Here is a 22,936-nt window from a genome sequence, read left to right as displayed (position 1 = left end):
CCACCCCGGCGCAGGTCAGAGAAATGCAGATCAGGTTTTTAGGAGCGCGGTAAATGCCCGAGTTATTCCACTACATGCAGCAGCTGGTCAATGGCCTGACCATTGGCAGTACGTATGCATTGATCGCCATCGGCTACACGATGGTGTACGGCATCATCGGAATGATCAACTTCGCCCATGGCGAGGTGTACATGATCGGTTCCTATGTAGCTTTCATGGCACTCGCCGGTCTGGCGATGCTGGGTATTCACAGCCTGCCGTTGCTGATGATTGCCGGTTTCGCCGCAGCCATCGTCGTAACCAGTGCCTACGGATACAGCATCGAGCGTGTGGCCTACCGTCCTTTGCGCAACAGCAACCGTCTGATTCCACTGATTTCTGCAATCGGCATGTCGATCTTCCTGCAGAACTCGGTTCAGCTTTCTCAGGGCTCCGGCAACTTCGCCATCCCCAACCTGCTGCCCGGCAGCCTGTCGTTCGGGCCCGGTGGCGTTCAGGAAGTGCTGATCTCCTACATGCAGATCGTGGTCTTTGTCGTCACCCTGCTGGCCATGACCGGCCTGACCCTGTTCATCTCCCGCTCACGCATGGGCCGCGCCTGCCGTGCCTGTGCCGAGGACATGAAAATGGCCAACCTGCTGGGGATCAACACCAACAACATCATTGCCCTGACCTTCGTGGTCGGTGCTGCACTGGCTGCCGTCGCGGCGATGCTGCTGAGCATGCAGTACGGCGTGATCAACCCGAGCGCCGGCTTTCTGGTCGGCCTGAAAGCGTTTACTGCTGCCGTGCTGGGCGGTATCGGTTCGATCCCGGGCGCAGTGCTCGGTGGCCTGGTACTGGGCGTCGCCGAAGCCTTCGGTGCCGACATTTTTGGTGATCAGTACAAGGACGTCGTGGCCTTCGGCCTGCTGGTTCTGGTGCTGCTGTTCCGACCGACCGGCATCCTGGGTCGTCCGGAGGTTGAGAAAGTATGAGCAAGTCTTTCAAACAGGCGCTGTTCAGCGCCGCACTGGTCTGGGCCGTGGCATACCCGGTGTTCGGCCTGAAACTGGCCTTTTCCGGCGTCACCCTGCAAGTGCAGAACGCCAGCCCGCTGACCCTGACCATCATTGCCTTCTGCTCGGTCATGCTGTTCTTGCGCGTACTGTTCGCAGAACAGATCGGCAGCATGCGCCGCGGTACCGAAAAGCCGTTGATCTCGCAGAAGACCAGCGATTTCCTGACCCAGCCGAAAACCCAACGCTGGGGCCTGGCCGCATTGATCGTTCTTGCGTTCATCTGGCCATTCTTCGGGTCGCGCGGTGCGGTGGACATCGCCACGCTGATCCTGATCTACGTCATGCTCGGCCTGGGCCTGAACATCGTGGTCGGTCTGGCCGGTCTGCTGGACCTGGGCTATGTCGGTTTCTATGCAGTCGGTGCCTACAGCTACGCCTTGCTGTCCCACTACTATGGGCTCGGCTTCTGGATCTGCCTGCCGATTGCGGGCCTGATGGCGGCGCTGTTCGGGTTCTTGCTGGGGTTCCCGGTGCTACGCCTGCGCGGTGACTATCTGGCCATCGTGACGCTGGGGTTCGGCGAGATCATCCGCATCTTCCTGCGCAACCTCACCGAGCTGACCGGTGGCCCGAACGGCATCAGCAACATCGACAAGCCGACGTTCTTCGGCCTGACGTTCGAGCGCAAGGCTGCCGAGGGCATGCAGACCTTCCACGAGTTCTTCGGCCTGCCTTACAACTCGATCAACAAGGTCGTCTTCCTTTACCTGATCGCCCTGCTGCTGGCGCTGGCGGCACTGTTCGTCATCAACCGCCTACTGCGCATGCCGATCGGCCGGGCCTGGGAGGCGCTGCGTGAAGACGAGATCGCCTGTCGCGCGCTGGGGCTGAATCCGACCGTGATCAAGCTCTCGGCGTTCACCCTTGGCGCTGCGTTCGCCGGTTTCGCAGGCAGCTTCTTTGCCGCACGTCAGGGTCTGATCACCCCGGAATCGTTCACCTTCATCGAATCGGCAATCATCCTGGCCATCGTCGTGCTCGGTGGTATGGGCTCGCAGCTTGGCGTGATCCTGGCCGCCATCGTGATGATTCTGCTGCCTGAACTGATGCGCGAGTTCAGCGACTACCGCATGTTGATGTTCGGCGCGCTGATGGTGCTGATGATGATCTGGCGCCCTCAAGGCTTCCTGCCCATGCAACGGCCTGAAATGAAATTGAAAACGGAGCTGCCGAAATGAGCCGCCCATTACTGCAAGCCACCGGCTTGAGCATGCGTTTTGGCGGCCTGCTGGCGGTCAATGGCGTTGCCCTGACCGTCAATCAAGGGCAGGTCGTGTCTATGATCGGCCCTAACGGCGCGGGCAAGACCACCGTTTTCAATTGCCTGACCGGTTTCTACCGGCCAAGCGCAGGCACTATTCTGCTGGACGGCGAGCCCATCCAAGGCCTGGCCGGTCACCAGATTGCTCGCAAGGGCGTGGTGCGTACGTTCCAGAACGTGCGCCTGTTCAAGGAAATGACCGCTGTAGAGAACCTGCTGGTTGCCCAGCATCGGCATTTGAATACCAACTTCCTGGCCGGATTGTTCAAAACCCCGGCGTTTCGCCGCAGCGAACGCGAAGCCATGGACTACGCCGAGCACTGGCTGGAAGCCGTCAACCTCAAGGAATTCGCTAACCGCCCTGCCGGTACGCTGGCCTACGGCCAGCAACGCCGTCTGGAAATCGCCCGCTGCATGATGACGCGCCCGCGCATTCTGATGCTCGACGAACCGGCAGCCGGGCTGAACCCCAGAGAAACCGACGACCTGAAAGCCCTGATCGGCGTGTTGCGCAGCGAGCACAATGCTACGGTCCTGTTGATCGAGCACGACATGAAACTGGTGATGAGCATTTCCGACCACATTGTGGTGATCAATCAGGGCACGCCTCTGGCAGACGGAACGCCGGAACAGATTCGTGACAATCCTGATGTGATCAAAGCCTATCTGGGGGAAGCGTAAATGCTGCAGTTCGAAAACGTTTCCACTTTCTACGGCAAGATCCAGGCGCTGCACAGCGTCAACGTGGAAGTGCGTCAGGGCGAAATCGTCACCCTGATCGGCGCCAACGGCGCAGGCAAGTCCACGTTGCTGATGACCCTGTGCGGCTCACCACGCGCGCACAGCGGCAGTATTCGCTACATGGGCGAAGAACTGGTCGGGCTGGAGTCGTCGATCATCATGCGCAAGAGCATTGCCGTGGTGCCGGAAGGCCGTCGCGTGTTCGCGCGCCTGACCGTTGAAGAGAACCTGGCGATGGGCGGTTTCTTCACGGAAAAGGCTGATTATCAGGAGCAGATGGACAAGGTCTTGCAGCTCTTTCCGCGCCTCAAGGAACGCTTCAATCAGCGCGGCGGCACCATGTCCGGTGGCGAACAGCAGATGCTGGCCATCGGTCGTGCGTTGATGAGCAAGCCCAAGCTGCTGTTGCTCGACGAGCCTTCGCTGGGCTTGGCTCCGATCATCATCCAGCAGATTTTCGAGATCGTTGAACAGTTGCGTCGCGATGGTGTGACGGTGTTTCTGGTCGAACAGAACGCCAATCAGGCGCTGAAAGTCGCCGACCGCGCTTATGTACTGGAAAACGGTCGTGTGGTGATGCAAGGCACCGGCGAAGAACTGCTGGTCGATCCAAAAGTGCGGGATGCGTATCTGGGCGGGTAAGCGCTGCGAAGCGCATTAACGTTCAGAACCAGGATGGGCCACGATGATTCTCATTACCACGCTCTGCGTGGTAATGCCTTTCGTGACGCTCCGCGTCACACTGCGGCGCAGGTCTGGCCGTTCCCCCTTGTGATGCACCTCCAGTCTGAGTAACGTGGCGACACTTGTCTGGAGACCACACCATGTTTGCTGCCCGTTCCGTCCTCGTATTTGCCCTTCTGCCACTGTTCGCCGGGTGCCAACTGCTCGGCAAACAGACCGAGGAACCCAAGGTTTCCACGGCAGGCATGCTCCGTATGCAGGGCGACCTGACGGGCAGCAATGGCCAGTTGCTGTTCAAACCGTGCAACGAGCAGCGGCGCTATGTGGTCAAGGATCGCGGCAATACCGGCATCTTGCAGGAAGCTGCTTCACTGGCAGACAGCAAGGGCACGGTATTCGCCGATCTGCGCGGTAACTTTGCTGCGAGCAAAGCGGCCAACAGCGATGGTCAGCTGGACCTGCATCAGCTGTACCGCGTCGAGCGTCCCGGCCAGGCCTGTGAAGACGCCAATTTCAAACGTCTGACCTTGCACGTCAATGGCAATAAACCCGCCTGGAACGTCAACGTCAGTGGCAAGGGCATGGTGCTGGAGCGCGAAGGTCTTGCACCGCTTGCCTTGCCTTACGTGGAAGAGAAACTGCCCGACGGCAGCTTCAGCGTCAGCAGCGAAGCCAACAACCAGCGCATCGAGATCTGGGTGGCGCCACAACGCTGCGTTGACAGCGTCAATGGCTCGGTACAACACCTGACGGCCGAACTGCGTATCAACGGCCAGGCCCAGCGTGGCTGCGGTTATTATGGCGGTTCGCGCGACGAGTGATCAGGCAGGCTCGCCGCCAAAGGGGTTCAGCGCTTATAATCGCCGGTCTTGTAGTGCTGTCGGGCTGAACCTGCGGCCCGAAAACTGGACCCCTTAATGTTACGAATCACCGAACTCAAGCTGCCGATCGATCACCCGGAAGAAGACCTGCGCGTTGCACTCTTGCAGCGCCTGGGCATCGACAGCAGCGAACTGCTGGACTTTACACTCTTCAAACGCAGTTACGACGCGCGCAAAAAGTCATCCGAGCTGTGCTTTATCTACACCATCGACTTTCAGGTCAGTGATGAACAGGCACTGCTGCGCAAACTGGGCGATGACCGCCACGTCGGCCCTGCACCTGATGTCAGCTATAAAGTGGTTGGTCATGCTCCCGAGGGGCTGACAGAGCGCCCGATCGTCGTGGGTTTCGGCCCATGCGGTATCTTTGCCGGGCTGCTGCTGGCGCAGATGGGCTTCAAGCCGATCATCCTTGAGCGTGGTACCGAGGTGCGCCAGCGCACCAAGGATACCTGGGCGCTGTGGCGCAAAAACGTGCTCAACCCCGAGTCCAACGTGCAGTTCGGTGAAGGCGGTGCCGGGACCTTTTCCGACGGCAAGCTTTACAGCCAGATCAAGGACCCGAAGTTTATTGGCCGCAAGGTGCTGCACGAGTTCGTGAAAGCCGGTGCACCGGAAGAAATCCTCTACGTCAGCAAGCCGCATATCGGCACGTTCCGCCTGACCGGCGTGGTCGAGAACATGCGCCATCAGATAGAAGCGCTGGGCGGCGAAGTGCGCTTTCAGCAGCGCGTGACCGACCTGATGATCGAGGACGGCCAATTGCTGGGCGTCCAGCTCGACAGTGGCGAGCAGATCGAATCCCGGCACGTCATTCTGGCGCTGGGCCACAGTGCCCGCGACACCTTCCGCATGCTGCATGGCCGTGGCGTGTTCATGGAAGCCAAGCCGTTTTCGGTGGGTTTCCGTATCGAGCACCCGCAGTCGCTGATCGACCGCGCGCGGCTGGGCAAATACGCCGGGCACCCGAAGCTGGGCGCAGCTGACTACAAACTGGTGCACCACGCCAGCAACGGTCGCTCGGTCTACAGTTTCTGCATGTGCCCTGGTGGCACTGTCGTAGCCGCCACTTCAGAGCCGGGGCGCGTGGTCACCAATGGCATGAGCCAGTATTCGCGCAACGAGCGTAATGCCAACTCGGGCATTGTGGTCGGTATTTCTCCGGAACAGGATTTCCCCGGCAGCCCGCTGGCCGGTATCGAGTTGCAGGAACGCCTGGAGTCTCATGCGTATCTGCTCGGCGGCAGCAGTTATGAAGCGCCGGCGCAGTTGGTCGGCGACTTTATCGCTGGCAGGGCCTCGACAGCACTGGGCAGCGTTGAGCCCTCATACAAGCCGGGCGTGAAACTGGTGGACCTGGCCGACGCCCTGCCCGCCTTTGCCATTGAAGCCATTCGTGAAGCATTGCCTGCGTTCGACAAGCAGATCAAAGGCTTCTCGCTGCACGATGCGGTGCTGACCGGCATCGAAACCCGTACCTCGGCCCCGCTGCGCATTACCCGCGGACCGACCCTGCAAAGCCTGAACACCAAAGGCCTTTACCCGGCCGGTGAAGGCGCTGGCTATGCGGGCGGGATTCTCTCGGCTGGCGTAGACGGCATTCGGGTTGCCGAAGCATTGGTGCGGGACATGCTGGGGATTGAGGGCTGACCTCAGAATGACCATCGTTATACATAAGTCTTGTGGGAGCGAGCTTGCTCGCGAAGAGGCCGCGACACCCCCAGGAAATAGGGCGTTCGATACATCGTATTCGTGAGCATTGACACGATATTCACGCCTGGCAATAAAAAACCCCGAGCATTGCGGCTCGGGGTTTTGCTGTGCGGTGCTGCAAATCAGTGAGTGACGCGGCTTGTGCCGTTGACACTCATGATGCGTACGCGCTCGCCGACACGGAAAATCTCGTTTTCCTGAACCTGCTGCACATAGGCACGCATGCTGCCGTCATCTTCACGCACGGTGATTTCAACACCCTGCGTACGGGTCAGGCCTTCTTCGGTCGCTGAACCCAGCAGACCACCGGCCACCGCGCCGATTACCGCAGCCACGATGCTGCCGCGACCGCCACCGATAGCGCTGCCACCTACGCCGCCGACGACCGCACCCGCAGCCCCGCCAATCGGAGTCTTGGTGCCTTCGATTTTAACCGGACGCAAGGATTCGATAGTGCCCATGCGGACGGTCTGTACGGTCCTGGCCTCATCGCGGGAATAGGAATCACCGGTCAGGTTTGAGGCACAGCCGCCCAGCATCAATGCCATGGCAGTGAACGAAGCAACCAGAAGAGCGGACTTGCGCATAAGGGAATCTCCAGAAGAATCAGTGGCCATTAGACTACCTGACAAAGGTGCTGTCACGGCCCCGATCCTGCAATTTAAGTTCATTCAGGCGGCATACAGCGGCCCACCTGCATAACGCTCAGACGATGGCCCGGACGAATAATTCAATCAGGGCGCAAGGCGCTCGCGCGTCCACCTGCCGTCTACCGAACGATAGTTCAAACGGTCATGAAGTCGACTGGAGCGACCCTGCCAAAACTCGATTCGCTCAGGCAAAAGGCGGTAGCCCCCCCAGTGCTCGGGGCAGTGTGGCTGGGTGTCTGCAAAGCGTTGTTCCGTCTGTCTGATCAGACCTTCCAGCTCGTCACGATCTGCGATCACGCGACTTTGGGGTGAGGCCCATGCCCCCAAACGGCTGCCCAGAGGACGCACCTGGTAATAAGCATCGGACTCCTGAGCGCTGACTTTCTCGACCCGACCTTCGATACGCACCTGACGCTCCAGCGTTGGCCAGAAGAACGTCATGGCCGCGAATGGACGTGCAGCCAGTTGCTGGCCCTTGGCGCTTTCGTAGTTAGTGAAGAACGTGAAACCCTGCGTGTCCAGCCCCTTGAGCAGCAAGACACGGCAATGCGGACGTCCTTGCTCATCAACCGTTGCCAGGGTCATGGCATTGGCCTCGACAGGTGGTTGTTCGGTCTTTACAGCGTCGTCCAACCAGGTATGGAAGAGCGCGAAGGGCTCGTCCGGTGATTGCGCTTCGGTCAACCCGTCGCGGGTGTAATCACGGCGCATGTCGGCCAGGGTCTGAGTCATGGTTTCATTCCTGCGCAGATATCATGAACGTTAGCTAACTCTCGTTACGAGGCTCGGCGCTCGCCGTTATCACACATTCGTTTTTGATTCTGGCCGAAGGCCGTGGGAGCGAACTTGTTCGCGAAGACGGTGATTCAGACGATACGTTTCGGAGACTGTACCGACCTTTTCGCGAACAAGTTCGCTCCCACGCCCTCCGGGCAGAAGCCTGAAAGCCTTGTTTTTCAGGCTATTCAGGACTTGTGCACAACGCAAAGCGCGGAGCGTGGAGACGAAAGTCGTGAGGTAACCAGGCCTCAGTTGCTGGCCTGGCTGTCATCTTTCTTGGCGGGCGCCTTGGCCGGGGCCTTGGTCGCTGCCGGTTTTTTAGCTGCTGCGGTGGTCTTGGCAGGCGCGGCCTTTTTGGCAGCGCTGGCCTTGGCCGGCGCTTTCTTGGCAGTGTCTTTCTTCGCCACGGCGGCTTTCTTGGCAGGCGCGGCAGCAGGTGCTGGCGCTACTGGCTTGACGTCCTGGGTGGCAACCATGACTGGAGCAACCGGCGGCAACGCATAACGGGCCATCAGCGCGCGCATGGTGTCCTGCGGCGTCATGAGGATTTCAACACGACGGTTGAGTGCACGGCCTTGCAGGCTGTCGTTGGCGGCACGTGGCATCACGGCACCCATCCCACGCTGGCTCAGACGATTACGCTCCAGGCCACTGAGACGGAAAATCGCGGCAACAGACTGCGCGCGTTCCTGGCTGATCTTCTGGTTGGCTTCGGTAGGACCCGAAGTGTCGGCATGACCGAGAATCAGCACGGCAGTTTTCTGATCGCCTTCGACCACCTTGGCCAGTCGCGTGATCGGGCCCAGCGTGTTGGGCAGCAGCATCGCAGGACGGTCAGGGTTGAACGAGCTGTCGACCGGTGCAGTGATTGCCAGCAGGTCTTCGCGACGCTCCAGCTGGAACGGGCTGTCCTTGATTGCAGCGCGCAGACGCGGCTCGTACTCGTCCAGCCAGGCCTGGGTCACTTTCGGATCAGGCATCGGCAGCGCTTTAGGCTCGTCCTTCTTGCCCTCGCTACCGAACGGCCACCACCACTTGCTGTCGGTTTCCGACTTGGCTACCAAGGCAGGCGCAGCCGGCTTGTCGACAGGCTTGTCGGCCACGGCATCAGGTTTGACCTGCGCGTTATCTTTCGAGCCGAACGGCCAGTACCAAGGCGCGCTGTTTTCAGCGCCAGCCGCAGGTGCTGCCGGTGCTGCAGCGGCCTTGGCGACCGGAGCAGGTGCCGGGCTTGGTGCCGGAGCCTTTGCAGCAGTACCTGCATCAGCAGACTCGCTGCCTGAACCGAACTGCCACCAATGGCCTCCGGTTGCAGCAGAGTCGGATTGAGGGGTTTGAGCACAGCCGGTAACGGCGATACACAGGGCGAGAACGAGGCTTTTATTAGACGACATGGATAACCCGCAACGGTTTTGATCAGACAGAAGGACGTGACTACGCCGGTATAACATGCATAAAGATGCAGTTGGAAAAAGAAACCGTCGTACGGTTCCTGTTACAGCCATTTAACTGACAGTCGGTATGAAACAAGCACTTATGGCCGATACTTACTGCAAACACTCACGCAGGATCCCGACCAGTTTCTGCGCACGTGGGTCCATCAGAATGTACGGACCCAAGGTGTTGGTGACGAAGCCAAAAGCAACCTCGTAATCAGGATCGGCGAACCCGACCGAACCGCCTGCCCCGGGATGGCCAAACGCCTTGGGACCAAGACCATAGGTCGCATTGGCAACGGTCGGTTGGTCAAGCATGCAGCCCAGGCCCAAGCGGGTCGAGGTCAGCAGAGTCCTGTCCTGACCGAGGCTGTGCTCACGGGTCAGCTCGTTGAGCATGTCTGCTTCAAGCAGGCTGCCATCCAGCAAACCGTTATAGAAACCGGCAAGACTGCGCGCATTGCCGTGGCCGTTGGCCGCCGGTTGCTGCATGCGGCGCCATTCGGGTTTGTTGGTGCTGGTCATGATCGACGGCGGATTAGTGAACGCCTTGGCAGTGATGGAGGCGGGCTCACGCATCGTCGCCTGCAACACGCGCTGGGCAGCGTCGTCACCGGCATTGCCTTTGCCGCGCGCGATATGGGCGACACGATGAAACTGGTCATCAGCCAGGCCCACATGAAAATCCAGCCCCAGCGGGCGAGAAATACGCGCGGCAATGGATTCCCCAGGGCCTCGACCGTCGGCCCGACGCAGCATCTCGCCCACCAGCCAGCCATAGGTGATTGCCGCGTAACCGTGACCCTGCCCCGGCGTCCACCAAGGTTCTTCGGCCGCCAGCGCCGCCGTCATGGTGTCCCACTGGTAAAGCGCTTCGGCAGGCAATTGCTCGCGCAGCGCAGGCAAACCGGCCTGATGGCAGAGCAGCTGACGCAAAGTGATCGATGCCTTGCCCGCCGCGGCGAATTCGGGCCAGAGCCTGGCGACGGGTTCGTCCAGCTTCAACTTGCCTTCTTCAACCAGCTGCAATACCGCCACGCTGGTAAAGGTCTTGGTGCAGGAGAACAGGTTGAGAATGGTGTCGGTGTGCCACGCCTCGGCACCGTCCTTGTCGGCCGTGCCCGCCCACAGATCGATGACGGTCTGGCCGCCGACCTGAATGCACAAGGCAGCGCCGCGCTCCTGAGGGTCGTCAAAGAGCGCCGCAAAGGCTTCACGTACTGCTTCGAATTGAAGTTCGTAATGACCCTGGATCTGCAACGGCTGACTCCTGACTGACGGTACTGGGCCTGATGACAGGCCGAATGGGCGCATATTGTTCCAGCGATCGGGCGCTTTGGGAACAGACCCGAGTCAACCGACAGCTGTTATTCAGGAAATCTCGCGGCGAAACGGCGGCAATGCGTTGAGAATCGCCTTGCCGTAACGCTGGGTGACGACACGTCGGTCCAGCAACGTGATAGTGCCGCGGTCCTCTTCGGTACGCAGCAAGCGGCCACAGGCCTGTACCAGACGCAAAGAGGCATCCGGCACGGCGATCTCCATGAACGGGTTGCCACCACGCGCTTCGATCCACTCGGCCAGAGCGGCCTCGACCGGGTCATCCGGCACCGCGAACGGAATCTTGGCGATGACCACGTGCTCGCAGTACGCACCGGGCAAGTCCACACCCTCGGCGAAGCTGGCCAGTCCGAACAGTACGCTGGACTCGCCGCTGTCGACGCGGGCCTTGTGCTTGTTGAGGGTTTCCTGCTTGGACAGGTTGCCCTGGATGAACACCTGCTTGCGCCAGTCACGGTCCAGGCCGTCGAAAACGTCCTGCATCTGCTTGCGCGACGAATACAGCACCAGCGTGCCTCGCGAACCTTCCACCAGCCCGGGCAGGTCACGAATGATCGCTGCGGTATGGGCCACCGAGTCACGCGGGTCGGCCTTGAGGTCCGGCACGCGCAGCACACCGGCATCGGCGTGATGGAACGGGCTTGGCACCACGGCGGTCACCGCCCCTTTGGGCAGGCCGGCACGCATGCGGTAACGATCAAACTTGCCCAGCGCGGTCAGGGTCGCTGAAGTCACCAGCGCCCCATAGGCGATGTTCCACAAGTTGCGACGCAGCATTTCCGCCGCCAGGATCGGGCTGGCATTGACCTCGATATCGAACATTGCACCGCTGTCGGCCAGGGTCAGCCAGCGCGCCATGGGCGGGCTGTCTTCCGGGTCTTCGGCGGTAAAGGCGGTCCACAGTTCCCAGTTACCGTGGGCGCGGGCCAGCAGGCTGCCGAACAGCGGGTACCACTCTTCAGCCTGATGGCTGGCGATACCGATGTTGACTTCGCCATCCATGCCTTCCTTGAGCAGCTCGGTCAGGCGCGTGAACAGATCGTCCAGGCGCGCAAAGCCCTTCTTGAGCTCGATGCCCATCTCGCGGATGTGCTCGGGGATCACGCCGCCGACAAAGCGGTGACGGGGCCGCTCGCGACCCTGCATGTCTTCACCGGCGCGGAAATCTGCCAGTTGCTCGCAGGCACCGAACATGAACTGCTGATGCCCCTTGATCTCGCGGGCCAGCTCCGGCACCTGCTCGATCAGCTTGCCCAGATCGCCGGGCAGCGGGTGTTGGGCCAGCAGCTTGGCGAGGTTCTTGGCTGTCTGTTCAAGCCAGTCAGCGGTGGACTTCAGTCGGGTGTAATGAGCGAAGTGGCCGATGGCCTTGTCGGGCAGGTGATGGCCTTCGTCGAACACGTACAGCGTGTCACGCGGGTCGGGCAGCACGGCGCCGCCGCCCAGCGCGAGGTCCGCCAGCACCATGTCATGGTTGGTGACAATCACGTCAACCTTACCCATGCCTTCGCGCGCCTTATAGAAGGCACACTGTTGAAAGTTGGGGCAATGCCGGTTGGTGCACTGGCTGTGATCGGTGGTCAGCCGCGCCCAGTCCTGATCGGCGAGTTCCTGAGGCCAGCTGTCGCGATCACCGTCCCACTTATTGCCCGCCAGCTTCTGCAGCATGCTGGTGAACAGCTTCTGACTGGCTTCATCGACCTCGATCTTGAAGCCTTCTTCCTCGAAAAGCTGCGCAGTCGCGTTGGTCGCGTCGCTCTCCTGCAGCAACGCGTCCAGTTTCGACAGGCACATGTAACGGCCGCGGCCCTTGGCCAGCGCGAAGGTAAAATTCAGACCGCTGTTGCGCATCAGGTCCGGCAGGTCCTTGTAGACGATCTGCTCCTGCAAGGCGACGGTCGCGGTGGCGATTACCAGCCGCTTGCCTGCCGCCTTGGCGGTGGGGATCGACGCAATGGCATACGCCACGGTCTTGCCGGTGCCCGTCCCGGCCTCGACCGCCACTACCGCAGGATCGCCCGAACGACGGCCCTCTTCATCGGTGTCAATGTCCCCCAGCACCTTGGCAACTTCAGCGATCATCAATCGCTGGCCATAGCGTGGCTTGAGGCTCTTGGCTTCGAGGAAACGCGAGTAGGCGCCCTGGATCTGGGTTTTGAGTTCGGTACTGATCATTGGCTTCGGTTCGGGGGCACGGCTAAAAAGGCTGGATAAATTTTCAGTAGTTCTGAGTGGGCGCTATCATAGCGCGCTAAATCCATCCGCGCAGAACGGAGTGTCCGATGACCGCTTTTTCTACTGTCTATACGCTGCATCTGCTGGCTGCCCTGGTATGGGTTGGCGGGATGTTTTTCGCCTGGATGGTCTTGCGTCCAGCAGTCATTGCAGCACTTGAAGGCCCTTCTCGCTTGAAAGTGTGGGTCCAGGTGTTTCCACGCTTCTTCGTCTGGGTCTGGGCAGCCGTGGTGCTGCTGCCGATTACCGGCATCGGCATGATCCAGCTGAACTTCACCGGCTTTGAAACTGCGCCGCGCTATGTGCAGATCATGATGGGCCTGTACGTGGTGATGGTTGCGCTGTTCCTGCGTATCCATTCATTGCAGTTGCCGGAGTTGCGTCGCGCCGTGGACGCCGAACAATGGGCCGAAGGCGCAGCAGCACTCGGTCACATTCGCCGGCTGGTCGGAATCAACCTGATTATTGGCCTGGCAGTGGTGACATTGGCAGCCGCCCGTCCGGGCCTTTGAGGCAAAACGGAACATCGCGGGGCACTGGCGGTGACACCGCGCACAGCTTGCGGGCAGTTTCCTGCCCGTTCGGTCATCTTCTGTGCCTGATATTCAAGCCATTCAACATCTTGAAACACTTTGGCATGGGCTGTGCAAACGTTTGCGATCAGCAGTACGCGCCCACGAAAAGGAGCTTCAATGCCACAGCCGCCATTCACTCGATCCGCAACGCCCTCAAGATTCCTCATGCCTCTGTTGTTCGCCGCCGCTGCGGCGTTGCCATGCACCAGCGTCCTGGCACAGCCCGCCGCCGAAGACTCGGCTCAAGGCGAAGCACTCAGCCCGCCCGCCTCGCCCAAGGAAGGCAAAGGCGCGTACTTTTCAGACTGGTTCAACCAGGACCTGACGCTGATCGGCAGCAAGGACATCAGCTTCGGCCCCAAGCCCAACGATGACATTTATCTGGAGTATGAGTACTTCGGCCGCAAGGGGCCGTTTGAGCTCTATGGCTATGTCGACGTGCCGAAGATCCTCGGCATCGGCAATGATAATGACAAAGGCGTCTGGGATCATGGCTCGCCATTGTTCATGGAGCACGAGCCACGTATCTCCATCGACTATCTGGCCGGGCGCAGTCTGGCCGTCGGGCCGTTCAAGGAATGGTACGTCGCCTTTGACTGGATCTACGATCACGGCAGCAACTCGGCCAACCGTGCAAACACCCTGTACAGCGGCCTTGGCACTGACATCGACACCCACTCGCGGGTCAATCTGTCGGCCAACTTCTATGGCCGCTACCAGTGGGAGAACTACGGTGCCAGCAATGAGTACTCGTGGGATGGCTATCGCGCCCAGCTCAAATACATCGTACCGATCAGCAAATTCGACAACGGCGCTTCGCTGACGTACATCGGCTTCACCAACTTCGATTTCGGTTCGGACCTCAAGAACGATCCGGCACGCACTGGCAACTCCACAGTCGCCACCAACGTGCTGCTTTACGCCTTCACGCACCTGCGCTTCACCCTGGTGGGTCGTTACTTCCACAACGGCGGCAACTGGCAGGACGGCAGCGAGCTGAACTTCGGCGAAGGCAACTTCCGCGCGCGCTCCGACGGCTGGGGATATTACGCAGGCGTGGGTTACCAGTTCTGAAACTGATTATGACGACAGGAGTTTTCATGAAACACATCACCCGCAATACACTTGGCGCCACACTGGCCCTGCTTAGCCCTGCCCTCTGGGCAGCCACCGCGCCGGTTACGCCAGTCACGCCCAAGGTCATGCTGGTCGCCATGTTTGCGCCCGAAGCGCAGAACTGGATCGACCGGCTGCATCTGACCAAGGAGATCCAGGTGCCCGGCCTTGCCGCCGAGTACCCGGCCATCCGCTGCAATGATCAGGACGTCTGCCTGCTGGTCACCGGCATGGGTCAGACCAATGCCGCAGCATCGACTCTGGCCCTGGCCCTGTCGCCGCAATTCGACCTGCGCAAGACTTACTTCATCGTCGCGGGCATTGCCGGCATCAACCCGCACCACGGCACACTCGGCACCACGGCCTGGGCGCATTATCTGGTGGAATTCGGCACGCAGTGGGAAATCGATTCGCGCGACGTGCCCAAGGAATGGCCGACCGGTTACCTGGGTATCAACACTAAGGGTCCGAACGAAAAGCCGCCGCTGGACTACAAGACTGAAGTCTTCGAGCTGAACCCCAAACTTCAGGCCAAGGCCTTCGCCCTGTCGCAAAAAGTGACGCTCAGCGAGAGCAAGGAATCTGCCGCCTGGCGCGTCAAGTACCCTTACGCCCCGGCCAATCAGCCGCCGCAGGTGACGCAGTGCGATACGCTGGCGGGCAACACGTGGTTTTCCGGAACGCGTCTGAGTGAGCGGGCGGAAGTCTGGACCAAGCTGCTGACCGACGGCAAAGGCGTGTATTGCACCACCCAGCAGGAGGACAACTCTACGTACGAAGCCCTGTTGCGAGCCAGCAAGGCAGGCAAGGTAGACGTCAACCGGCTGGCCGTGGTGCGCGCAGGTTCCGATTTCGACCGTCCGTATCCGGGTTACAGCGAAGTGGACAATTTGCTCAAGTATGCCGACCAGGGTGCCTTCGTACCGGCACTGGAAAACCTGTACCGCACCGGTAATCCGCTGGTGCAGGCCATTGTCGGCGACTGGAAGAACTGGGAAAAAGGCGTGCCGCAGTAAGCGCGCTGCCGTAATGACTGCCCGGATCGTGGCCTTGCGCCTGATCCGGGCTGCCTCTCAAGAATGACAGCTGTTGAAGATTACAGGCGCTGCAGAATCAAACTGCCCGCGGGCCCTGCAACACCAGGCAGGCCGGGTTCGCCCGGTCTGCCTGGCTTGCCGCCGTCCGCGCGGTAGACGATGCAGCCCTTCGAAGCGCCGCCTTTGCCTGCCTTGCCGCCTTCACCACCCTTGCCTGCCGCGCCACCCGCAACATTCACCTTGATACGCTCGGCCGGAAAGCTCTGTGGCAGCTCCAGACGAACCTGCGCACCTGCTGCGCCGTCGTGGCCGTTGCCGCCACTATCACCGTTGTAACCACGCCCGGCCTGGCCCCAGGTACAGCCCGGCTCTTCGCCCGTGCCGCCATCGAGCCCGGCGTAGCCTGGGCTGCCCGCGCCGCCGCGTGCATCGATCGACAGTTGTTCGGCATTCAGGCTCTGTAGACGCAGGGTCAGGTTGCGCCCCGGCAGTGCCGGCTTCTCGAAGGTACCCGGAGCGCCTCGCGCAGTGATCTGGCTGCCGGTGCCGAATTCACCATGCACCACGACGAGGTTGAACGCCTGTACACCGGGGACGATGGCAATCCGCGCTTCGTGCCCTAGCACCAGTTCGCCGATCTTCACGTCATCGATACCGGCCGGTATCAGCAGGGTGCCGTAGTCGGCCACTTCAAGGCGCTCGACCTGCAGAACGCTGCTGTTGCCAGGCAGACGCATGAGCGAGTGTGGCGCGACGATAATCGCCTGAGCCATGGCCAGAGGGCTGAACAGTGCTGCCAGCAGAACGAGCTTACGCATGAGAGTGCCCTGTGGCCGAACGGCCGATGGATTGAACATGAAAAATGCCGAACAGGATGATTTTGCCCCGGTCGCGCCAGGGATGCCTGCGACCGCGCAGGCTGCCGTTGAACAGGATCAGTTCGAGCAAGTGAGTCAACAACAGTACGGCACCGGCCATGTCGATCATCACGCCAAACGGGCTGGGCGCTTCAATGACCGCATTGGCCAGGACTACCAGCCAGAAGCCCAGCATCAAGATTTTTCCCAGCCCCCAAAACACCTTCATCGCCTGCCCCCCTTGTCATGATCCGTTACGAAAGCGCAGTCTGCGCGCGCTTTTCGTCGCCGCACAGTAGACGTGCTGTACGCCGAATATGCCAGCAGTGTATTGAAAAAGATCAAGCATAGATCGTTGTCGTCAGTCTGTGGGCGTTCGCCTGATACTGACGGCTGTTCAGAGCGGGTCCGGCAGGCTAGTCTTGTCAGTCAACCAGAGGACTTTCGATGACCGTCGGCTACTCATCCCGCACGCCGCAGCAAGCGCTGGCTGCCCTGCTCGACCGTTACGCCCCCCAGCGTCTGCTGTTGATCGGCGCTCAGGCGTTCCCTGCGTTGCAAGCCTTTCAGGAAGCACACCCGCAGACCGAGGTGGCGCTGGCCGAACCCGGCCCCCTGCCCGCAAATCTGGCGGCGCAACGTTTCGACCTGGCGCTGGTGGTCGATTGCCTGGAGCACATCCCCAAGCGCACCGGTCTGGAGCTGCTGGGCGGTATCCGCAACCTTAACGCCAGCCGCATTGCGGTGCTGGCCGACTTGCAGGCCTGCGGCTGGCAGGAGACCGACTTTTTCTCGCTGGCCCTGCAATCCAGCGAACGCTTCACCCGCGACGAGCAGGTGCTGAACCTGTTCACCTACGACTTGCGCGAATACAAACAGGTGCCTGACTGGCTGAACGCGAAGTATTGGGCCAACCCGGAGAATTTTGGAAAGTATTGGTGGTGACCTATGAGTAGTGCTATTTGCCCGTGCGGCAGCGGCGATCTGTTGCTGGCCTGCTGCGGTCGCTATCACGCAGGTCAGCCTGCGCCCTGCGCTGAAAAGCTGATGCGCTCGCGCTACAGCGCCTACGTGCTGGGGCTGACTGATTATCTGGTCCAGACGACGTTGCCTGTTCAGCAAAGCGGGTTGAACCGTGAGGCCATCGCCCAGTGGAGCGCGCAGAGCACATGGCTGGGGCTGGAGGTAGAAAGTTCTGAGGTATTCGGCGGCAAGCCCGAGCATGCTTTTGTGACCTTCACTGCCCGCTGGCACGACGGTAACGGTGAACACAGCCACAAGGAACGCTCGTCGTTCGTGCAGAATCAGGGCCGCTGGTATTTCATCGATTCCACGGTCCCGCTCAAGGCCGGACGCAATGACGCGTGTCCGTGTGGCAGCGAACAGAAATTCAAGAAATGCTGCTCGCCTTACGTGGTTTGAGATAGTCGAGATGATCGTTCCGCACGCTCCAGAGTGGGAATGCCGTGGGTGAGCCCTGCGCCGCACCATCAAGAGCGTTCAGAACGTCGCACGATGGTGAATATCGTTCCCACGCTCCGCGTGGTAATGCCTTTCGTGACGCTCTGCGTCACACAGTTCTGCGATTCAGTGAGATTCAGGCTCGACTTGAGTCACCTTTTCGCCCCTCGGCGACCTACTTTGATGGGGCCAAAGTAGGCAAATCCCCTCGCTCCTGTTTCCGGCCCGACTTCGTCGGGTTCCTTCGCCCTGACACTGATCCGGGGGTCGCCGCAACGGGCCATCCATGGCCCGGTGCGGCTAGCCTGGCGTCCTGCCAGGCTACCCCCGGATCAGCGCCAGGACTCAGCCGTCACTAAGGTCGCACTCTGCGTCGTTAGTGCCACCGTGGTTGAAAAGCGCTTCTGTGGCAGTGGCCAGCTGACAAGGCATGACTGTCGTGCCCACGCTCTAAATCACACAGCGGTCTGCCGTATCAGGTGGATTGGGGTTCGGCTCAAAACTCCAATTGCGCCGAGAACGCTACAGTACGCGGGTCGCCCAGGTAGCTGCTGTTGAGCCAGTATTCCTTGTTGGCCAGGTTGCTGACGTTGACCCGCAGTGTCAGGTCGTTTTCCGAGACGCGCATGCGATAGCGGGCACCGGCGTCGAAGGTGGTAAAGGACGGCAGGTCGTTTTCGTTGCTTTGGTCGGTGTATTGCTTGCCGGTATAAAACGCTCCACCGGTTACTGCCAGCCCAGGCACAGGGTTGATGTCGTACTCGGCATAGACCTTGGCCAGTTGCTTGGCGACGTTGGTCGGTGCGTTGCCTTCATCCGCGGCGATGCCGGTTTTCTTGATCTTCGGGTCCAGCAAGGTAAAGCCGCCGACCAGTGTCAGCTCCGGAACGACTTTGCCGGTCACGCTGAACTCCAGACCATTGTTTTCCTGACGCCCGTCCACTACGTAAATATTCGAGGCCGTGGTGTAGCCGTTGGGCTTCTCGATGTTGAAAAGCGCCAGGGTAAACAGGGTTTCACCCAACGTCGCCTTGGCACCGATCTCGTATTGCTCGCTGACTTCCGGTGCGAACGCCTGGCCGGCATTGGCTGCGCCGCTCGGGGCGACACCTCCGGATTGCAGACCTTCTATATAGGTGGCGTAAGTGGTCAGCCACGGCAGTGGCTTGTAGACCAGCGAGATATTCGGCGAGGTCTTGCTTTCGTTGTATTTGGTCTCGGTCTCTGCGGAGCCGAATGCCTTGGCGTAAACGAACTCGTTGGCGTAAGTCTTGATCTGCGTGTTGGTCACGCCAAGAATCGCCGACCATTGCTCGTTGAAGGTGATGATGTCGCCGATCAGGAAGTTGTTGCTCTCCGAGCTATTGGCCAGACGCTGGTTGCCGTGGCCAATCGAGTACGACGGTTTGCCGACCTGAGGTGTCTGGTCGAGCGGTATCGTGCCGACTGGCGAGGTGTATTGCGGACCAGGCTGACCAGGCGTGTACGGGATGTGGTCTTCGTACTGCTTCTGGCGAGATGTATTGCCCTGGTACCCCATCGTGACTTTGTGGCCGAGAAAGCCGGTATCGAATGCTGCATCCAGAAACAGCGAGCCGGTCTTTTCTTCGGTTTCGATCGGTGCGAAGGCGTACAACGGCTGCGAATACAGACCCGCGCTGTAAACCGTCGGCCCGGTGTAGGTGTTTTCCGAAGTGTACTGCTGGGCTGCAAAGGCCGCGCGCAAGGTGAATGTATCGTTCAAGCGCCATTTGGCGCGTACGCCCGCCTTGTCGGATTCATAATCGGAAAACGACCACTTCTGGCTGTAGAGTTTGTCGTTGTCCAGTGAGGCTGCGCTTGGGCGTAACGACTGATCACCAAAGTACCAATAGCTGGTCAGGCCGCGAATTTCGGTCTTTTTGTGTGAAGCGTCGAACTGCACCAGCAGGTCGTCGGAGACGTTCCAGTCCAGCGCCAGGGAAATCATTTCGCGACGACGCTTGTTCATGTCGACAGCGGTTTCGCCATCCTGAGTCAACACGTTCAGGCGATAGGCAAACTTGCCTTCGCTGTCGATCGGCCCGCCGAAATCGCCATGCAGGTAGTAGTTTTCGCCACCGGCATTGCCCAGCGTGACGCTGTTATAGCGTTCGTAAGTGGGGCGCTTGATGACGTAGTTGACCAGCCCGCCTGGCGAGGCCGGGCCATACAGGAAACCGGTCAGGCCGGTGATGACTTCCAGCTGTTCCATCTCTTCAATGTAGTTGCTGCCATCAGCACCATTGGTAAAGCGCAAGCCGTCATTGGCGATGTTCAGGCTGCCCGCGCTGCTGAAACCACGAATGTTGACGGCGCTGGCATAACCGGCGCTGGTCGGCGAGTACATCTGGGTGAATGGGTTGTGCTTGATAACATCGTCCAGCGAGGTGGCCTGAATGTTTTTCAGTAGAGCCTGAGGCGTCACGCTGATGGAATAAGGCGCGTCCTGCAGTTTCATGCCGCCCAGTGCACCGACACTGCTGATGTTCTCACTGCGATAACCGGCTGCTTCCGAACCTTCGGCGGGCGCGCTGTTGGCATTGATGTTCACATCCGACAGGTTCAAGGCGTTTTGTTCCATGACCATCAGCGTGTAGGTCCCGGCGCTGCTCTGCACCAGTTGCAGGCCGCTGCCACGCAACGCCTCACGCAAGGCTGTCGCAGCGTCGAAATTCCCCTTCACCGCCGCGCTTGTTTTGCCAGCAACCAGCGCAGGATCGAGGCTCAATGCCAGACCACCCTGGCTGGAAATCTGGTTCAGCGTGGTCGCCAGAGGGCCTGCAGGCAGGTCATAGGCAACCACGCTGGCCTGCTGCGCGGCCATCAGCAGCGGGCTGGCCAGAGGCGTGCACAGTGCAATCGCCACGGCCAACAGACTGGGACGCAGAAGGGTGTCTAACGAACGGGACATCGGGCAACTCCTGATGGAATATTTCTCAATGCCTGTTAGCCGAGCGAAAGTTCGAAAGTAACAGAGCTGATTGAAAATAATTCCGTTTCAGGATTCAGTTGGCCTGCGGCATTACTCCGGAATGACCTTCAGGTGAGAAGTATCGGGAGCAGCTTGTGACTCGGGCCTTTCGACATGGCCCATGTCGCTGCCCACCGGTGCCAGGCTAAATCGGGAAAGATCCAGCAGCGGCGCAGCGGGCTGAGGTTTGGCAGGCAGCAGGTCGACCCCCGCTTCGGCCACCGAATAATCCGGCGCATCGACACTTTCGAAAGCAGCCATATACGCGTCACGCGGTTTGATCTGCAGACGGCCCGTACCCGACTGCGGGGTGGCCTGGGATTTACGCAACCAGGTAGGAGCGTCGGGCGGCGGCGCCAGTTCGACCTCTTCCATGGGCGGCGGTGTATTCATTTCCAGCACATGAACCCGTGCGCCTGCACGCTCCAGCGTTGCGCGGTATTTTTCAGCGGTTGCCGCGTCGAGGTTGTTTTTCAGGACCAGTCGGCGCCCGGAGAACAGAAGCTCCAGACGCTCGGCATCGGCATTGAATAGCTTGCCAAGGTTGGCCCTGACCTTCTCGGGCTGGGCTCCGGCGACCAGTTCGGCACTGAAGACAATTTCGTAGACACTCATGGAGACACCGGTAAGCACGTCAATAAAAAGTATGGCGTAGCGTCAGACAGCGCAACAAGCGCGTTACCCTTGACCGTCGAGTTGGTAGACTCAGGCGTCAAACGGAGCACATCCATGTTTTTTCAGGCGCACATTACAAGAATCATTAGCCTCGCGCTGGTCATGTTCGGTCTCAGCGGATGCTCGTTACTGAGCTTTGACAGCGTCCAGGATCCGGAAGTGCATTTGCTCAAAGTCCAGGTGGTCAAGGCAAGGCTGACACAACAGGATTTCAAGCTGTATTTCGAGGTCGATAATCCCAACGACTCGGACCTGTTCGTGCGCGGCCTGAACTACAAGATCTCGCTCAATGACGTTGTGCTCGCAGACGACCAATTCAGTGATTGGTTTTTCGTCGATGCGCATAGCCGGAAAACCTTTGTGGTGCCTGTTCGTACCAACCTTTGGCGGTACGCGAAATACATCGCTCAACTGCTGAAAAAACCTGATGAGCTGATCCATTACCGGCTTGAAGGCAAGCTCAAGACCGGCATGCTGTTCAGGCACAACGTACGGATCGGCAAAACCGGCGATGTGGCACCAGAGGAGCTGATTCAACGCAAATAAGCAGGCGGCCTAACCGCCCAGCTTGCCCTTGATCAGCTCCAGCAGAAACTTCCAGATATCCGCCGCCCACAATGCCCGATTGATTGCGCTGATCAGCGCTCCACCAAACGAGCCCAGCAGAAAGCCCACGCCTGTGGTGTTGCGAGGGTCGGCCACGCCCAGATAATCACTGGCAATGCCGGTGAGAAACACCGCACAGGCCACGCCAGTGATCAAGAAAACCAGCCAGGCACGCCAGTCGAGCAAGCCTGCCTTATGCCACCAGCCAGAGATGATTGCACCCACCAGACCGGCGACCAGCCATTCGCCCCTGTCTGCCAAACCATTCAAGATATCCATCGGACCTGACTCCGCTCAAGAGATACAGCCGTTCACGAACACAGACATTCAGACGCTGAGAGCCTGCCATTCGAATGGCAGGGAACGGGTTGATGAGGGTCATCCTGGTTGACGTTCGGGCCCGCCCTGCCCTTGATCGCTTCCTTGCGCGTATTGCGGGTCGATGCGGCGGTGGTATGTGAAGCTGGAGCCAAAAAATTAAGCATGCTTAAAAATAAAGTGAAACGCTTGCCATCAAACGTGGAGCAGCACCTTATAAACGCTCAGTTATCGATATAGCGCTGCCAGCCGATCCTTACCGAACCGTCTGGCTGAGGATCGACCTCGATACCTTCGGTTTCTTGGATTTCCCGGAGCACCACGTTCCAGCTGTCCTCAGGCTCATCGTCGCGTCGGGCTACGATGACCCACTGGGTCTTTTGAACATTCGGCGCAGATACCAGCCGTTGAATACGCTTGCCAATCTGTTCATAAGACGACGCGCCTGTCGGCCCATTACGAGTGCCAGTCATGACTGCCTCCCGAAAGTAACTGTATATAAATACAGTATTCCAG

General features: G+C 59.8%; 23 protein-coding genes. 12 read left to right on the top strand and 11 right to left on the bottom strand.

Features of this window, described 5'->3' with window-relative positions; all coding sequences use genetic code 11:
• Positions 1 to 53 precede the first annotated feature (53 nt).
• The 6 genes from livH to RYC18_RS03695 all read left to right on the top strand — a co-directional run bounded on the left by livH (position 54) and on the right by RYC18_RS03695 (position 6,278).
• Positions 54 to 977 carry a high-affinity branched-chain amino acid ABC transporter permease LivH gene (gene livH / locus RYC18_RS03720; protein WP_057405493.1) on the top strand — a complete coding sequence of 308 codons (924 nt, stop codon included), beginning with the start codon at positions 54 to 56 and terminating at the stop codon, positions 975 to 977.
• The gene (locus RYC18_RS03715) at positions 974 to 2,239 is read left to right on the top strand and encodes a high-affinity branched-chain amino acid ABC transporter permease LivM (RefSeq protein ID WP_002554805.1); all 1,266 of its coding nucleotides are present in this window, start codon (positions 974 to 976) and stop codon (positions 2,237 to 2,239) included. Before livH ends, RYC18_RS03715 begins: the two co-directional genes overlap by 4 nt.
• A complete protein-coding gene (livG, locus tag RYC18_RS03710) occupies positions 2,236 to 3,003 on the top strand; it encodes a high-affinity branched-chain amino acid ABC transporter ATP-binding protein LivG (protein ID WP_002554806.1) in 768 nt (255 codons plus the stop codon). The genes RYC18_RS03715 and livG overlap by 4 nt, the downstream gene beginning before the upstream one ends.
• The gene (locus RYC18_RS03705) at positions 3,004 to 3,705 is read left to right on the top strand and encodes an ABC transporter ATP-binding protein (RefSeq protein ID WP_002554807.1); all 702 of its coding nucleotides are present in this window, start codon (positions 3,004 to 3,006) and stop codon (positions 3,703 to 3,705) included.
• 182 nt (positions 3,706 to 3,887) lie between these two features.
• A complete protein-coding gene (locus RYC18_RS03700) occupies positions 3,888 to 4,568 on the top strand; it encodes a COG3650 family protein (RefSeq protein WP_002554808.1) in 681 nt (226 codons plus the stop codon).
• Positions 4,569 to 4,664: 96 nt separating this feature from the next.
• Positions 4,665 to 6,278: an NAD(P)/FAD-dependent oxidoreductase gene (locus RYC18_RS03695; protein ID WP_002554809.1), complete on the top strand. Its 1,614-nt coding sequence runs from the start codon at positions 4,665 to 4,667 to the stop codon at positions 6,276 to 6,278.
• A gap of 185 nt (positions 6,279 to 6,463) precedes the next feature.
• On the opposite strand, the gene RYC18_RS03690 is transcribed toward RYC18_RS03695, so the two are convergent.
• The 5 genes from RYC18_RS03690 to dinG all read right to left on the bottom strand — a co-directional run bounded on the left by RYC18_RS03690 (position 6,464) and on the right by dinG (position 12,723).
• Entirely contained in the window at positions 6,464 to 6,928 is a 465-nt protein-coding gene (locus RYC18_RS03690) for a glycine zipper 2TM domain-containing protein (protein WP_004657512.1), read from the bottom strand.
• 147 nt (positions 6,929 to 7,075) lie between these two features.
• On the bottom strand, positions 7,076 to 7,723 hold the full coding sequence (pdxH, locus tag RYC18_RS03685) for a pyridoxamine 5'-phosphate oxidase (protein ID WP_316883312.1): 648 nt from the start codon (positions 7,721 to 7,723) through the stop codon (positions 7,076 to 7,078).
• 296 nt (positions 7,724 to 8,019) lie between these two features.
• The gene (locus RYC18_RS03680) at positions 8,020 to 9,165 is read right to left on the bottom strand and encodes an OmpA family protein (RefSeq protein ID WP_057405492.1); all 1,146 of its coding nucleotides are present in this window, start codon (positions 9,163 to 9,165) and stop codon (positions 8,020 to 8,022) included.
• A 153-nt stretch (positions 9,166 to 9,318) separates the two neighbouring features.
• The gene (locus RYC18_RS03675; RefSeq protein WP_046835229.1) at positions 9,319 to 10,467 is read right to left on the bottom strand and encodes a serine hydrolase domain-containing protein; all 1,149 of its coding nucleotides are present in this window, start codon (positions 10,465 to 10,467) and stop codon (positions 9,319 to 9,321) included.
• A gap of 111 nt (positions 10,468 to 10,578) precedes the next feature.
• Complete coding sequence (dinG, locus tag RYC18_RS03670; RefSeq protein ID WP_002554813.1) at positions 10,579 to 12,723, bottom strand: ATP-dependent DNA helicase DinG; 2,145 nt, start codon at positions 12,721 to 12,723, stop codon at positions 10,579 to 10,581.
• A 107-nt stretch (positions 12,724 to 12,830) separates the two neighbouring features.
• On the opposite strand from dinG, the gene RYC18_RS03665 reads away from it, so the two are divergent.
• From RYC18_RS03665 to RYC18_RS03655, 3 genes are all read left to right on the top strand, one after another.
• Entirely contained in the window at positions 12,831 to 13,295 is a 465-nt protein-coding gene (locus tag RYC18_RS03665; RefSeq protein ID WP_057405490.1) for a CopD family protein, read from the top strand.
• 228 nt (positions 13,296 to 13,523) lie between these two features.
• The gene (locus RYC18_RS03660) at positions 13,524 to 14,432 is read left to right on the top strand and encodes a nucleoside-specific channel-forming protein Tsx (protein ID WP_369812041.1); all 909 of its coding nucleotides are present in this window, start codon (positions 13,524 to 13,526) and stop codon (positions 14,430 to 14,432) included.
• A gap of 26 nt (positions 14,433 to 14,458) precedes the next feature.
• Positions 14,459 to 15,490, top strand: a complete 1,032-nt coding sequence (locus tag RYC18_RS03655; RefSeq protein WP_057405488.1) for a purine-nucleoside phosphorylase — start codon at positions 14,459 to 14,461, stop codon at positions 15,488 to 15,490.
• A gap of 80 nt (positions 15,491 to 15,570) precedes the next feature.
• Here RYC18_RS03655 and RYC18_RS03650 read toward each other — a convergent pair whose 3' ends face one another.
• Complete coding sequence (locus tag RYC18_RS03650; RefSeq protein ID WP_002554817.1) at positions 15,571 to 16,329, bottom strand: hypothetical protein; 759 nt, start codon at positions 16,327 to 16,329, stop codon at positions 15,571 to 15,573.
• Entirely contained in the window at positions 16,322 to 16,597 is a 276-nt protein-coding gene (locus RYC18_RS03645) for a DUF1145 domain-containing protein (protein ID WP_004657499.1), read from the bottom strand. Before RYC18_RS03645 ends, RYC18_RS03650 begins: the two co-directional genes overlap by 8 nt.
• 218 nt (positions 16,598 to 16,815) lie before the next feature.
• Between RYC18_RS03645 and RYC18_RS03640 the strand changes: the two genes are divergently transcribed.
• Both RYC18_RS03640 and RYC18_RS03635 read left to right on the top strand, forming a co-directional pair.
• Positions 16,816 to 17,313, top strand: a complete 498-nt coding sequence (locus RYC18_RS03640; protein WP_005732254.1) for a DUF6231 family protein — start codon at positions 16,816 to 16,818, stop codon at positions 17,311 to 17,313.
• Positions 17,314 to 17,316: 3 nt separating this feature from the next.
• On the top strand, positions 17,317 to 17,790 hold the full coding sequence (locus RYC18_RS03635) for a YchJ family protein (protein WP_004664098.1): 474 nt from the start codon (positions 17,317 to 17,319) through the stop codon (positions 17,788 to 17,790).
• A 535-nt stretch (positions 17,791 to 18,325) separates the two neighbouring features.
• Here the strand turns inward: RYC18_RS03635 and RYC18_RS03630 are convergent.
• Positions 18,326 to 20,761, bottom strand: coding sequence for a TonB-dependent receptor (locus tag RYC18_RS03630; RefSeq protein WP_057405487.1), 2,436 nt, complete (start codon positions 20,759 to 20,761; stop codon positions 18,326 to 18,328).
• A gap of 111 nt (positions 20,762 to 20,872) precedes the next feature.
• The gene (locus RYC18_RS03625; RefSeq protein ID WP_005743219.1) at positions 20,873 to 21,436 is read right to left on the bottom strand and encodes a hypothetical protein; all 564 of its coding nucleotides are present in this window, start codon (positions 21,434 to 21,436) and stop codon (positions 20,873 to 20,875) included.
• Positions 21,437 to 21,550: 114 nt separating this feature from the next.
• Here RYC18_RS03625 and RYC18_RS03620 point away from each other — a divergent pair, with 114 nt between their 5' ends.
• Positions 21,551 to 22,042: an LEA type 2 family protein gene (locus tag RYC18_RS03620; protein ID WP_005755521.1), complete on the top strand. Its 492-nt coding sequence runs from the start codon at positions 21,551 to 21,553 to the stop codon at positions 22,040 to 22,042.
• A 9-nt stretch (positions 22,043 to 22,051) separates the two neighbouring features.
• On the opposite strand, the gene RYC18_RS03615 is transcribed toward RYC18_RS03620, so the two are convergent.
• Complete coding sequence (locus RYC18_RS03615; RefSeq protein WP_002554823.1) at positions 22,052 to 22,381, bottom strand: hypothetical protein; 330 nt, start codon at positions 22,379 to 22,381, stop codon at positions 22,052 to 22,054.
• Positions 22,382 to 22,644: 263 nt separating this feature from the next.
• Complete coding sequence (locus RYC18_RS03610; protein ID WP_005743217.1) at positions 22,645 to 22,893, bottom strand: DUF1654 domain-containing protein; 249 nt, start codon at positions 22,891 to 22,893, stop codon at positions 22,645 to 22,647.
• Between the last annotated feature and the right edge of the window lie 43 nt (positions 22,894 to 22,936).

Origin of the sequence: Pseudomonas syringae group sp. 247E2, assembly GCF_032587795.1 — a bacterium.
Classification (GTDB): Bacteria; Pseudomonadota; Gammaproteobacteria; order Pseudomonadales; family Pseudomonadaceae; genus Aquipseudomonas; species Aquipseudomonas amygdali.
The sequence above is the reverse complement of the archived record's forward strand: the minus strand, read 5'-3'. Positions and strand labels throughout refer to the sequence as shown.

What these genes read in the sequence shown, in the direction of transcription:
- RYC18_RS03705 (WP_002554807.1), top strand. Translation starts at nt 3,004, where the DNA reads ATGCTGCAGTTCGAAAACGTTTCCACTTTCTACGGCAAGATCCAGGCG.
- RYC18_RS03635 (WP_004664098.1), top strand. Translation starts at nt 17,317, where the DNA reads ATGAGTAGTGCTATTTGCCCGTGCGGCAGCGGCGATCTGTTGCTGGCC.
- RYC18_RS03655 (WP_057405488.1), top strand. Translation starts at nt 14,459, where the DNA reads ATGAAACACATCACCCGCAATACACTTGGCGCCACACTGGCCCTGCTT.
- RYC18_RS03650 (WP_002554817.1), bottom strand. Translation starts at nt 16,329, where the DNA reads ATGCGTAAGCTCGTTCTGCTGGCAGCACTGTTCAGCCCTCTGGCCATG.
- RYC18_RS03625 (WP_005743219.1), bottom strand. Translation starts at nt 21,436, where the DNA reads ATGAGTGTCTACGAAATTGTCTTCAGTGCCGAACTGGTCGCCGGAGCC.
- dinG (WP_002554813.1), bottom strand. Translation starts at nt 12,723, where the DNA reads ATGATCAGTACCGAACTCAAAACCCAGATCCAGGGCGCCTACTCGCGT.
- RYC18_RS03645 (WP_004657499.1), bottom strand. Translation starts at nt 16,597, where the DNA reads ATGAAGGTGTTTTGGGGGCTGGGAAAAATCTTGATGCTGGGCTTCTGG.
- RYC18_RS03620 (WP_005755521.1), top strand. Translation starts at nt 21,551, where the DNA reads ATGTTTTTTCAGGCGCACATTACAAGAATCATTAGCCTCGCGCTGGTC.
- RYC18_RS03610 (WP_005743217.1), bottom strand. Translation starts at nt 22,893, where the DNA reads ATGACTGGCACTCGTAATGGGCCGACAGGCGCGTCGTCTTATGAACAG.
- pdxH (WP_316883312.1), bottom strand. Translation starts at nt 7,723, where the DNA reads ATGACTCAGACCCTGGCCGACATGCGCCGTGATTACACCCGCGACGGG.
- RYC18_RS03680 (WP_057405492.1), bottom strand. Translation starts at nt 9,165, where the DNA reads ATGTCGTCTAATAAAAGCCTCGTTCTCGCCCTGTGTATCGCCGTTACC.
- RYC18_RS03695 (WP_002554809.1), top strand. Translation starts at nt 4,665, where the DNA reads ATGTTACGAATCACCGAACTCAAGCTGCCGATCGATCACCCGGAAGAA.
- RYC18_RS03665 (WP_057405490.1), top strand. Translation starts at nt 12,831, where the DNA reads ATGACCGCTTTTTCTACTGTCTATACGCTGCATCTGCTGGCTGCCCTG.
- RYC18_RS03630 (WP_057405487.1), bottom strand. Translation starts at nt 20,761, where the DNA reads ATGTCCCGTTCGTTAGACACCCTTCTGCGTCCCAGTCTGTTGGCCGTG.
- livG (WP_002554806.1), top strand. Translation starts at nt 2,236, where the DNA reads ATGAGCCGCCCATTACTGCAAGCCACCGGCTTGAGCATGCGTTTTGGC.
- RYC18_RS03660 (WP_369812041.1), top strand. Translation starts at nt 13,524, where the DNA reads ATGCCTCTGTTGTTCGCCGCCGCTGCGGCGTTGCCATGCACCAGCGTC.
- RYC18_RS03715 (WP_002554805.1), top strand. Translation starts at nt 974, where the DNA reads ATGAGCAAGTCTTTCAAACAGGCGCTGTTCAGCGCCGCACTGGTCTGG.
- livH (WP_057405493.1), top strand. Translation starts at nt 54, where the DNA reads ATGCCCGAGTTATTCCACTACATGCAGCAGCTGGTCAATGGCCTGACC.
- RYC18_RS03690 (WP_004657512.1), bottom strand. Translation starts at nt 6,928, where the DNA reads ATGCGCAAGTCCGCTCTTCTGGTTGCTTCGTTCACTGCCATGGCATTG.
- RYC18_RS03615 (WP_002554823.1), bottom strand. Translation starts at nt 22,381, where the DNA reads ATGGATATCTTGAATGGTTTGGCAGACAGGGGCGAATGGCTGGTCGCC.
- RYC18_RS03640 (WP_005732254.1), top strand. Translation starts at nt 16,816, where the DNA reads ATGACCGTCGGCTACTCATCCCGCACGCCGCAGCAAGCGCTGGCTGCC.
- RYC18_RS03700 (WP_002554808.1), top strand. Translation starts at nt 3,888, where the DNA reads ATGTTTGCTGCCCGTTCCGTCCTCGTATTTGCCCTTCTGCCACTGTTC.